At 64.8% G+C, this 10,443-nt stretch carries 13 protein-coding genes and 1 pseudogene; 4 read left to right on the top strand and 10 right to left on the bottom strand.

Translation table 11 applies throughout. The annotated features are described in order from the left end of the window. The 6 genes from E1267_RS39860 to E1267_RS39835 form a co-directional block, all read right to left on the bottom strand. On the bottom strand, nt 1-1,831 hold a 1,831-nt coding region (locus tag E1267_RS39860), incomplete at its 3' end, for a cell division protein FtsK (RefSeq protein ID WP_132340867.1). Further along, complete coding sequence (locus tag E1267_RS39855; RefSeq protein ID WP_132340865.1) at nt 1,828-2,178, bottom strand: hypothetical protein; 351 nt, start codon at nt 2,176-2,178, stop codon at nt 1,828-1,830. The genes E1267_RS39855 and E1267_RS39860, both read right to left, overlap by 4 nt. Before the next feature lie 33 nt (nt 2,179-2,211). After that, a complete protein-coding gene (locus E1267_RS39850; protein ID WP_132340863.1) occupies nt 2,212-2,403 on the bottom strand; it encodes a hypothetical protein in 192 nt (63 codons plus the stop codon). Between the two features lie 478 nt (nt 2,404-2,881). Beyond that, the gene (locus tag E1267_RS39845; protein ID WP_132340861.1) at nt 2,882-3,085 is read right to left on the bottom strand and encodes a hypothetical protein; all 204 of its coding nucleotides are present in this window, start codon (nt 3,083-3,085) and stop codon (nt 2,882-2,884) included. Nucleotides 3,086-3,125: 40 nt separating this feature from the next. Further along, nucleotides 3,126-3,488 (bottom strand): hypothetical protein, encoded by a 363-nt coding sequence (locus tag E1267_RS39840; RefSeq protein ID WP_132340859.1) that lies wholly within the window; start codon nt 3,486-3,488, stop codon nt 3,126-3,128. Continuing rightward, a complete protein-coding gene (locus E1267_RS39835; protein ID WP_132340857.1) occupies nt 3,485-3,712 on the bottom strand; it encodes a hypothetical protein in 228 nt (75 codons plus the stop codon). The genes E1267_RS39840 and E1267_RS39835 overlap by 4 nt, the downstream gene beginning before the upstream one ends. Before the next feature lie 173 nt (nt 3,713-3,885). Between E1267_RS39835 and E1267_RS39830 the strand changes: the two genes are divergently transcribed. Both E1267_RS39830 and E1267_RS39825 read left to right on the top strand, forming a co-directional pair. Further along, nucleotides 3,886-4,308: a hypothetical protein gene (locus E1267_RS39830; RefSeq protein ID WP_132340855.1), complete on the top strand. Its 423-nt coding sequence runs from the start codon at nt 3,886-3,888 to the stop codon at nt 4,306-4,308. Between the two features lie 647 nt (nt 4,309-4,955). Continuing rightward, entirely contained in the window at nt 4,956-5,261 is a 306-nt protein-coding gene (locus E1267_RS39825; protein WP_132340853.1) for a hypothetical protein, read from the top strand. Nucleotides 5,262-5,435: 174 nt separating this feature from the next. Here the strand turns inward: E1267_RS39825 and E1267_RS39820 are convergent, their stop codons facing one another. Continuing rightward, nucleotides 5,436-5,762 (bottom strand): hypothetical protein, encoded by a 327-nt coding sequence (locus E1267_RS39820; protein ID WP_132340851.1) that lies wholly within the window; start codon nt 5,760-5,762, stop codon nt 5,436-5,438. Between the two features lie 633 nt (nt 5,763-6,395). On the opposite strand from E1267_RS39820, the gene E1267_RS39815 reads away from it, so the two are divergent. Beyond that, nucleotides 6,396-6,656: a GntR family transcriptional regulator gene (locus tag E1267_RS39815; RefSeq protein WP_246064587.1), complete on the top strand. Its 261-nt coding sequence runs from the start codon at nt 6,396-6,398 to the stop codon at nt 6,654-6,656. A gap of 102 nt (nt 6,657-6,758) precedes the next feature. Here E1267_RS39815 and E1267_RS45060 read toward each other — a convergent pair. Continuing rightward, nucleotides 6,759-6,887: pseudogene (locus E1267_RS45060) on the bottom strand (IS256 family transposase); the annotation flags it as partial. 662 nt (nt 6,888-7,549) lie between these two features. Continuing rightward, nucleotides 7,550-7,885 (bottom strand): non-homologous end-joining DNA ligase LigD, encoded by a 336-nt coding sequence (ligD, locus tag E1267_RS39810; RefSeq protein ID WP_220449900.1) that lies wholly within the window; start codon nt 7,883-7,885, stop codon nt 7,550-7,552. Between the two features lie 54 nt (nt 7,886-7,939). On the opposite strand from ligD, the gene E1267_RS39805 reads away from it, so the two are divergent. Next, entirely contained in the window at nt 7,940-8,542 is a 603-nt protein-coding gene (locus tag E1267_RS39805) for a histidine phosphatase family protein (RefSeq protein WP_132340849.1), read from the top strand. Here E1267_RS39805 and E1267_RS39800 read toward each other — a convergent pair. Continuing rightward, nucleotides 8,543-10,443, bottom strand: a 1,901-nt coding sequence (locus E1267_RS39800) for a GxGYxYP domain-containing protein (protein WP_132340847.1), incomplete at its 5' end; no start/stop codon positions are given.

Genomic DNA, 10,443 nt, shown 5'->3' with positions numbered 1-10,443 from the left:
TCAGTTGTGTATAAGAGACAGACCCCGCATCACCGGAATCGGTGTCGTTGCCCGGCTCGAACACGGTCGCCCGGTATCCCGCCTTGTACATCCCGGTACCGAGGATCATGTCGTTGGCGACTTGATCGCGTACCGACATGCACACGCGCGTATTGACGTTGCGCGTGATCTTGGGGGGCAGGCTGTCCTTGTCCGGGATCTGCGTGTCCAGCAGCAGAATGATGCCCAGCGCACGCCCGAGCTTGATCACTTTCTCGCACAGCTCCCCGGCTTCGGCGCCGTACTCCGGATGCTGGAACAGCTCTTGCACCTCGCTGAGGAAGACCACGAGCGGATGCAGCCCCGATCCCTTACGCGAGGCCAGCTCCGGCGTGACCTTGTTCTCCGGAGCCATCCCGAGCGCGTGAAAGTGGGCGATCTTCGCGGCGCGTTGCTGGCACTCGGTGTGATACAGCCATTTGATCAGCGCGGCGGCCTTGGCGATCGTGGCGTCGTCCTGCCCGTCGCCGTACTCGGCGCAGACCGGTTCGACCACCGCGAAGTCGCCGACGCCCTTGAACGAATACCCGCGTATCTCGGCGCGGGCGTCGAGACTGGCAGCGAGCACCAGCAGCCGCAGCAGGAACGTCTTGCCCGAACCGGGCTGTCCGCCGATCAACCAGTTACGGAAGATCAGCATCGCGTTGACGGTCTCCATGCGCGGCGTGATGAAGATCGGCAGCGACGTGAACACGTCCACGCTGCCGCTCTTCAGCAGAGGCCAGGGCGGCGTTTGCATCTTGCTGGCCGGTTGGTAGCCGACCCACAGCGCCAGCCGTCCAGGATGGCCCTGAGCGGGCTCTGGCCATACCTGGTCGAGTGGCAGCCTCATGGCTGACGCCAGATTCACGCGCCGCGCGACCACGGCGGCGGCGTCCACGCCGTAGGGCAGATCCACGATCGCGAGATGTCCGGGGCCGTCGCGGTGGATGTCGGTCGGGAAGCTGATCGCGTGCTGATCCTTGGCCACGGCCTGATTGATCGCCCCGACACCGATGGACAGCAGAGCGCGGCGCACCAGTTCGGCCGTGAGCTTGCGGTAGCGCGGCCCAGAGCTGACCCGATCAGTGATCGGCTTGTCTTCCGGACGCCCGGCACGCGCCAGCAGCGGCACCGACACGCCCAGCAGCGCCCACCATGCCTCATCCGGAATGCGGACCTCCAGGGCGAGCACGGCGGCCACCGTCGCCCCGCTCAGCAGGGCGGCCAGCAGCAGCACCGACCAGCGCCAGCGCGATTGCCGTTCACGCTGCTTGTCCAGCCGTAGCCAGGTGGCGGGGTCGTTGCGGTCGGCGGCGGCCTGCCGCAGCTCCCGGTTGCCCTGCTCAGCGGTCGCCCAGCGCAGCACGCGGGCGATGCTGGAGGCCAATCCGATGGGCGCGTACACGACCGTCTTGGCCACGTACTTGGGCAGGCGAACCGTGTGGTAGCCGAGCGCGTACCCGGCATCCATGACCCACCAGGCGAGCATGGCGCGCCGACCGGCGCGCGTGCGCGTCCACGAGGGCAGGATCGGGGCGCGCCCCCGACCGGTCTGCAACCGGTCAGGGGTGACGCCGTCGTCGTCGGGCCGGTCAACCGGCGGCCCGATGGCCGGTTGATCGGCGGGAAGCGACTCTCGATCGTGGAACGCATCCTCTGGTGCGCCCTGGTCGACGGGGTGGCCAGCGCTGCCGGCACTCTCCGCAGCCTGATCGTTTTCTGCGGGTGGGTCAGACCAGGCGAACCCTCCCAGCGGCGTTGATGCCGAAGGTGCACGCTGGTCGTCGGGCTCGGACGGTGGCCACGTCATGCGGCACCGTCCGGGTTGCTGCGGGTGTCGTGGCCTGCCTGGTCGGCAAGTTCGTCACGCAGGTAGGACAGGGGGTTGCATTCCCCGTCCGCGTCGGCGTGCAGGGTGGCGCGCATGGCGGCGGTCAGGTTCGCTCTGCTGAGCCGGTTCTTGCTGAGCTGTGCGCGCAGGCGCATGATCTCGGCGACCAGGACGGGCGTGTCCTGAAGGGCGGCGGTGATGTGCTGCCAGAGGTCGTTGAGGGTGGCGGTGGATCGGGCGAAGGTGTCGATCAGGTCGTGTGCGATGCGGTTGCGGTCAAGGATCTCCTGAAGGGTGGGGTCAGGGTACGGGTGGCGGTTGGTCACTGAGGCATCACCTCTCTCGGGCCGGTGGACAGGTCAGGGACCAGGGGTTATCCAGTCCATGAGCGCGCTCAGGGCGCGGTCGATCTCGGGTGCCAGCGTGGTTGCGGCTAGCAGGTAGCCGAACACGGCGCAGATCAGCGCCATCCACAGGCGCAACTTGAGGTAGCGCACGGCCACCAGCACGGCCACGCCGAGCAGCACCACGAGCGGAATCGAGACAGTCACGGGGTATCACCTCCTTACCGACATGGGGGCACGGGACCTGATGAGACGTAGGGTCATATGCCGTCGTGATGGGCCTTGCGACGACGCCAGCGAGCGCGAGCACTGCACTTGCCGCACTGCGTCTGACCAGGCTTCACGGCGGCACCACAGCGGCAGCCACGCTCGAAAACAAAAGCGCTGAGCAGCGGTATCACCTCCTCTATTCGGAGGGCGCAGGGATGGGCACGGTCCTCATGCCGTCCCCCTTCTCTCGCTCTTGTGCCGAGTGGTTCCAAACACTAGGGCGGTTTGGCGGCGACAACCCGAACCCTCAGTTCGGTTAACTACAAGCTCGGGTACGTGGGGCATGGGACGTGACGAACATGGGGTCATATGCCGTCGTGACGGGACTTACGGCGGCGCCAGCGAGCGCGGGCACGGCACTTGCGGCAACTCCTGGTGCCGGGCTCCAGGACAGCGCGGCAGGGGCATCTACGGTTCAGCGCTGATCACCTCCTCTCGCTCTGTCGGGATCAGGGGCGGCTTGTTGGGGACGGTCCTTGCGGCGGGCGTACATGAGCACGCTCCGCGTCATGTGCTCGACCTCGGTACGGGGACCCTGATACGGGTCCTTGTGGCGGTCGGCGGCGCGGATGCCGCAGACCAGGACCATGAACAACGCCAGCACGACCAGCGCAGCCATGAGCGCGAGCGTGACGATTAAGAGCGGGACGTCCACCCCTTCACGCCTCTGACGGTGGATCAGCGGAAATGCTGTCCCGGTAGGAGTCCTGTGCGTAGCGACGGTCTCTAGCCGCCCGCGTGACCAAGATGGCCTCGTAAGCGACCGTGCCGAAGTCCACGCAGGCGACGTGCTGCCCGTACTCGACTCTGGTCGGCACGCCCAGCAGGGCGGCGATCCGCTCGACTTCGGCGATCGCCTCCTCTTCGGTGGCGGCGTCAGTGTCGTAGCGGGGGTGGACCCTGATACTCACCGGTCCGTACTTGGGAACAGGCAACTCCGGGTGACTGGCCAGGAAATCAGCCAGGCCGTGAAGATCGGTGATGAGTCGGTCTCGATCGACTTCAGTGGGTTTGTAGGTCATGGCAGATCAGCTCCCTTGCGAATCGGACGGATGAGCAGGGCGAGCGCCTCAGGGCACGTCTCCAGCAGATCGGCCATGGCGTGCAGAGCGATGATCACCAGCAGCAGCACCGTGGCGGCGATGACCCCGGAGACGAGTCCATCCGCGCAGTTGTCCAGCAGTTCGGCCAAGGTGCGGATAGCGGTGATCAAGCGGGTGTGGTGTGCGTTGTCGAGTCCAATCACCGGTGATCACCTCCATCCGATCCTGCGGCTGACGCTGACTGTTTCCCCCTGGCCATACAGCCGTGTAGGGGGGGCTACACGAAAGACCGTACAGCCCCCCCTACGCGAACGTCAAGGGGGGGCTACACGAGCCGTGTCTAGTGCCCCCTGTCCGAGGGGGTTACGCTGCCCATATGGCAAGAGAAGGCGTGAGCGAGGCGGTACTGTCCGCGCTAGCTGATCTCGAACGCGCTTTCGATGCAGCACTTATGGCGATAGATGCGGATACCGACCACAACCAGGCCTACAACGGCGCAACGGAGCTGGTCGAAACGTTGCGAAGGCTTTTTGAAACTTCTGGTAATCAAAGAGCCCTTGCAGCGGCCCGCATTTTTGAGCAAGAGAAGATGTCGTTGGCTGATCTCGCTGACCGCATCGGCGTATCGAAAGCACGCGCAGCCCAGCTAGTCAAGACCGCTAAAGACACCCGAGCCCGAAATGAGCGAGATGAGCGGATCACGTTGGGCCTGACGAAAGTGGCAATATCGGCCGCCCATGCATCGCGACTAGCAGCAAAGCAAGCCGACAACTCCGACGCCCAAGACGAAACGCAGTGAAAGGAAACTAGGGTGAATGAGCGGACAGAGGTAATCGTTGAAGTCTGGCCCGTATCGGCAGACGACATCGGACTATGGCTAATAAGCGGAAAGGACGCATGGCGTTCTGACGCAGTCCGACAGGACAGCGATCCTCATACCGCCGTCACAAATCTTCTGTCCACAAACAACGCTTCAGCTGGGGTCAAACTACTGCACTCGACTTCATGGCGAGCAGAAGACACTGCTGTCGTTCTCACCTACGTCGCCGTCATAGAGTGCAGCGCGTTTGTGCGAGATCACTGGAAGATAGCAGCACCTATCAGCCCTGCCCTGCCGGACGCCGTAGGGAAGCCGATCCCTGTAGAAGCGACGGAAGCACCGATACCTCGATACGTCGATGTACTCATGCATGGTCTGAGGCACTTGCACTTTCTCCTGCGCACGGATTCTGCGGCACGGTCGGCGCTCTGCGGAAGATGGCCAGACCATCTATCCGCATTCCGGCCGGCGCTAGCAGGAATGTACGACCACGAACATGGGCAAGAGCCGATCACGCTTACCGAAGGACAAGAAGCCCAATAAGAGGTTGAAGGGGGAAATGTAGCGTGTCACAGCCAGAGGAAGCGGAAAGACTACGAGTGCAGCAAGAAAAGAAGAAGGCGTACATGGATCAGTTGCACTTGCAGCAACGAGCCATAGATGCGCTTAGGGACCTTCTAGCAAGAATCTCTAATGAAGACCTGCCAGTGATTACCTGGGCGGTACACAGCAGTCCCGACAAGGCAGCTCTCAGCGGCTTCTGTGATGCAGAAGACTCCCAACAGCGGCGAATGGACTTCGAGGTCTGGCGGGAAGCCCTGTATGCCGAGCGGCAACCGATGAAGGCAGAAGGTGAGAGCGGATCGCGCCTAATCGCTACGGTGCAAGATAACTACCTAGACCTATCAATCGAAATAATCGCAGAAATCTAGTCGCGAGACTCTGGATCTGCAATGAGAAAGCCCCCGCATGTTCCCCTCCCTCATGGCCACGATTGGACTAGGAAGATACGGGGGCCTTGGCGTCACGAGACCATTTGCTTAACTAGGCCCTCCAAGGCGCAAATGTTCCCGCCTCGACATGAGCACACTTACCGCTCCGTCGAGTTATCGGTCCGCGCTCTTCTTTTCTTCACGGCCACGCGCGGCACGGAGAAGCTGACTGGCGCGAGCTTTGGAAACTCCCAGCTTCGTCGCCAGGCCAGCCAGAGAAAGAGCTTCAGCTTCGCTTATCTGAGCAGCTGACCTGGCGCGAGCCAGCGCCGCCGCATCTGCCAATGTTCGCAGACCATCGGCAAGTTGCGTGGCTAGCTGATAGGCCTCCTCGAAATCTGTCATCGAATTCAGGGCTACCTCGGCGTCCTCATAAGCCTGCCTAATGGCAATCAGGTTCCGGTGCTGCCGGTTCTGCAAAGCCTCATTTTCGCTGTTCATGACCTCACTCCTCGGCTACTTTGGGTCATATTGGGAGAGAAATTCCAGGCTTGCCTTGACGTCGTCCCCGGTTGATTGCGTCGCAGGTGGAATCCGGCGCTGAACTTCGTGCCAATGCGCTTGGGCGCGCACCAATCGTTGCTCTCTTGCCTCAGTAAGGCGCTCGTCCCAGATCCCGAGTAGGCCCGGCCGTCCCGTGCGGGATCGAGTGGCAGGCTTGGAATGGCTAGCATCTGAGGAGGGTGGATTCTCGGGCCAATACGCCTCGTTCCGCTCTTTTGGCGAGGCCTGGCGGTCCAGATATTCGATGGCCTCGGTAATCGTCTGGACGTTAACGCCGATTTCTCGGGCTATCTGTCCCGGGCCCAAGCCTTTGATCCGCAGGCCAGCGATGTCCTTCAGTACCGCCGATGAGATCCGCGTCATGACTGCCGTCCAGTGCCAGGGGGACGTACAGCAGCCCCGACGCTACGGCTGTGAGGCGCGTGGGAGTCTTGCCATCGGCCGAAGGCGGAAGTCAGGTGCAAGCGACGTTCCGTGCCGTTCATGGCATCCACTGTAGTACACCATGCTATAGCTCACCAGGCATGGTGCATCTCGCTTGCCACGGCATCCCTTACTTAGCGTGTCTGTGTGGTTGATCACGAGCTGGAGTGGGTGCCAGGAGTGCCCCGATGGGTCCAGGTCTACGAGGACATCAAAGGCAAGATCGAACACGGGGAGCTTGCTCCCGGCGATCAGGTGCCTTCCGTGCTGAGACTCCAGCAGATCTACGGCATCGCCACCGCGACCGGCCAAAAGGTCCATCGAGCGTTGCGCAAGGACGGGCTGATCAGGACAGAACCCGGCATGGGCAGCTTTGTGGTGAAACCACCCTACGAGCGGCAGCCATGACAAGCGGCCCATGCTCCATCAGGCCTTGACCCTCTACACTGTGACCGCTGTCGGCCCTGCCCTCGGTTCTGACGTAGAAGCGGAGTGTCAATATGCTGGCCGGGCGCCGCAGCGCTGCTCGACCTCGGCGTCCATCATCATCTGCGCCATCCGCACCACCATCTCGCGCAGCACATCGGGTGACGCCGTAGCGAGGGTCTCGTCGAACCACTCACCCTCAGCAGGCAGAATGTCTTTAGCGGCCACTTCTCGTTCTCCTTCTTTGCCTTCGACAGCTGTGAAGGATCGCGGAGTGGCCGCCCTCATGTCACATCGATCTTCCCTCACGGGCATCAAGGTGACGTACAGGTTCAAACCCGTACACCACTCCCGTGGACGCTAACTCTCGTAAGCGCGCGTCAGAGCTCGTTCGCGGCCGCCTCAACCTCTATCGACAGGCTGCATAGTGATCAGGACACCACCCAGACAGAGGCAGTCGCGCCTCAAGCGGTGCCCGGCCAGATCCTTACCCAACCCATGAATGACCCGGGCGTCGAGGCGCTTGCTCACCACCCGAAGGGAACACCTCCACCGATGATGCCTCAGCTCAGCATGGTCGGACTCGCTATCACCGTCGTACTTATCACCCTCGGCGGCGTCTATCTCTTCTCCACCGACCAGGCACGACGCACCCGCGCCTGGCGCCTACTACGCCTGCTGTTGCGGCGATGATAGGCCTGATAGGCCAGGCTGGTTCAACGTGTTGCAGGGACCGAACGGACTACAAGAGAGTGGGACGGCGTGAACGGCCGGTGCTGTGTGGGCCGAGCAGCCCGAACACCGTCCCCTCAGGTTCGGTCAACTCCATCCGAGCTACAGCAGCCTTGACAGTGCTAGCGGGCGGCCTAGTGTACTCAGAGGAAGTAGCCGCGCTGGTTCGCGAACCACAGGAGCGTACGCCTGTCGTCGCACAGCGCGTACGTCACCTGCCGCTGCGACGCCTCGGCCCAGGCGGTGACGGACCTTACCCAGTCGGGCGCGTACTTCGGCAGGTTCTTCTGCATGAACGGCCGCTGCCCCGGGCGGACGCGCATCACGGAGAGCGCGCGGTCGCGCAGGACGGGGACGATGCGGCCGGCCACGGCGTCGAGGTAGTCGACCAGGTCGCGCTTGGTGGCGCCGGCGCCGTCGAACAGCCGCTGGTCGAGGTTGGTCAGTGCGACCCCGTCACGGGTCTCATCGGCGGCCACCCACCCTACGATGCCACAGACGCCCCCAAAGCCGACCCGCGGAGTGAAAACACCATGACCCGTTACCTGTACCTCACGCGCCACGGCGACGCCACGCCCGGCGGCGGGCTGACGGACGCGGGGCGCCGCCAGGCCACGCTGCTCGGCGAGCGGCTCGGTGACGTGCCGCTCGCCGCCGTGCACCACGGCCCGCTCCCCCGTGCGGCCGAGACCGCGCGCCTCGTCGGCGAGCGACTCCCCGGCGTTCCGCTGGCCGAGTCGCGGGCGGCCGGCGACTACGTCCCGCACGTCCCGGTCAGGCAGGACCTGCCGGAGGAGTACGCCGACGGTTTCCTGGAGTTCGTCGGCCGCTTCCCCGAGGACGAGCGCCGCGACGGTCCGGCGCTGGCCCGCGAGGCCGTGGAGCTGTTCACGGGGCCGGCCGCGCAGACCCGCCACGAGCTGGTGGTGACGCACAACTTCCTGATCGGCTGGCTCGTACGCGCCGCCATGGACGCCCCCGACTGGCGCTGGCTGGGCGTCAACCACTGCAACGCCGCCCTGACCGTCATCCGCTACGCGCCCGGCCGCCCGCCGTCCGTGCTCTTCTTCAACGACATGGCCCACCTGCCGGCGGAGCTCAGGTGGACCGGCTTCCCACCCGAGCTCCGCCTGTGATCACCGTCCGAGGTGGTCGCCCAGCAGCTTGAAGAACACGTCGCCGCGGACGATCTCGAAGGGGTCGCCGAGCAGCGTGCCGAGCTCGGCGAGGTCGCTCGGTGACCAGTTCCAGGCGTTGACGGCGCCGGCGATGAACAGCGGCTTGCTGCCGTCCCATCCCTCGATGTGCTTGACCAGCGTGTCGTGGTATTCCTGGGCCTTGCCCTGCGGCATGAAGTTGCCGATCACGGGCAGCCCCGCCGGGTCGATCTGCAGGTCGCCGGTCTCCCACGACTGGATGATGCCGCGCAGCCCGGTGTTCTTCTTGTACGAGCGCACGATGCGCTCGTCGAAGGCCACCCAGCCGTCGTCCTCCTCGTTGCGGTGGTTGTAGGCGTAGACGAGGTCCATGCCGGTCCTGCGCAGGAACTGTCCCGTCAGCTTCGTGTACGCGTCCAGCGCCTCCTTCGGCCACGACCCGGGGTAGGTGTAGCCGGCGCCCGACGGTCCGGCGATCAGCAGGTCGTTGGGCGTGGCGGTGCGCTGGAAGTAGGCGAGGATCGCGGGGCCGATCTCGGCCAGCAGGGGGCTGACGGTCCAGTTGGTGGGCACTTCGCCGCGCTTGTCGTCGTCCCAGATCTGCCGCATCCTGCGCTGGCAGTACTGGACGTTGTCGCCCTCGCCGACGGTGAGCGTGACGTAGACACGGTTGCGCAGGGTGGCCCGCGGCCGCGGCGGCACCCGATCGGAGACCTTGGCGTGCACGCCGGCGTGCACGGTGGCGTTCATGTAGTAGTCGGCGGGGATGACCTCGACGGCGTGTTGCGAGGCACGGTCGACGCCGCCCCATTCGCCGGCCACGTCGTTGGAGAACCACCCGGCGTACGGCGTGGTCGGCTCGACCTTGCCGAGGATCTCGTCGAGCAGTTCGCCCGTCTGGCCGCTGGGCGGCAGCCAGAAGACCATGGCGCGCATGGCCACGGTGTAGTCGCGGAAGTAGGGGAAGGGCTCGATCCTGGTCGGCGCGGTGGTGGTGGCGGTCACCAGGAACTGGTTCCACAGGTCCACGTCGACGGTGAGCTGCTGCGTGCCTTCCGGCGCGGTGAAACGGTAGACGAAGTAGCCGCCTCCGTCGGAGAACCGGTTGTTGTCGGCGCCGATCGAGGAGTTGACGCCGTCGAACAGGTGCGGCTCCTCGGCGTCCGTGCCGGGCGTGAAGGAGACGATCTCCTTGCCGTCGGCCTTGACCGTGACCGCGCCCACCGAGGGACCCCAGCCGTCGTCGCTGAACGAGTCCTGGAAGCGCAGGTAGACGCCGTCCTCGCCGGACAGTTCCCGGCTTAGGTCGAAGGTGCGCACCTCGCGGTTGGAGGTGTCGCGGATGCGCTCGGTCTCGCGGGCGACCTCGCGCCACCGCACGTCCTCCACGCTCACGGTCCTGGTCGGCGGCAGGCCGCTGAGCAGGGCGTGGGTGCAGCGGGGGAACAGGTTGTCGAGCTGCCACCGGTACGTGCCGAGGACGTCGCCGGGTTTGAATCTGCCGCGCAGGTCGGCGATGGTCTTGAAGCCGTGCTCGGCGGCCTGCTCGGCCGTGGCGGCCACGGCGCCTTCCAGGCCGGCGAGGGTGGTGGCGACGTTCACCGAGTCGGGGACGTCGGGGTCGTGCAGGATGGCGCCGCGGGCCTCACGGCGGTAGCGGGCCACCAGGTCGAGGGCGTTGTCGTGGCGGGTGATGCGGGCGCCCAGGCTGTCGAGCCACGGGACGTCGAAGTTCTCCTCGTTGAAGTTGAAGTAGAGGCGCGGGTTACGGCGGTTGACCACTCCCTGGAGGGTGGTCAGGAGCAGCTGGTCGTTCCCGTGGAGGGTACTCACGTCGGCGTAGTCGAGCCGGGTGGGGCGACCGAAGTTGGGGAGGAGGG

It is taken from the genome of Nonomuraea longispora (genome assembly GCF_004348345.1).
GTDB lineage: Bacteria > Actinomycetota > Actinomycetes > Streptosporangiales > Streptosporangiaceae > Nonomuraea > Nonomuraea longispora.
The sequence above is the reverse complement of the archived record's forward strand: the minus strand, read 5'-3'. Positions and strand labels throughout refer to the sequence as shown.